The 246-nt window shown below is 50.4% G+C and carries 1 pseudogene; it reads right to left on the reverse strand.

Annotation, left to right across the window (positions count from 1 at the left end):
• Nucleotides 1-246: pseudogene (locus C5471_RS23845) on the reverse strand (ISNCY family transposase); the annotation flags it as partial.

A 246-nucleotide genomic window follows, 5' to 3' on the forward strand; every position in this document is an offset into this window, starting at 1 on the left:
GCCCTTCCTGACGCCCTTCCTGACGTGCTTTATGTTCCAATCTTTGTGCTATTGTCATCAGTACCTCCTCATACCTCGGGGACTGTTCTGCCAGTCGCCGGATAAAACCCTCGGGATCAGCGGTATCTCCCGCCTGTAATAAGTAGTTTAGCACGCTTTTTAACTGTTCATCCGTATAGTAATCATACGCCAGCAGTATGACCAACTCTTGCAGCAGCTCCGCCATATCTCGCTGCCGGATATGCT

Source organism: Photorhabdus tasmaniensis, assembly GCF_011189505.1.
Taxonomy (GTDB): domain Bacteria; phylum Pseudomonadota; class Gammaproteobacteria; order Enterobacterales; family Enterobacteriaceae; genus Photorhabdus; species Photorhabdus tasmaniensis.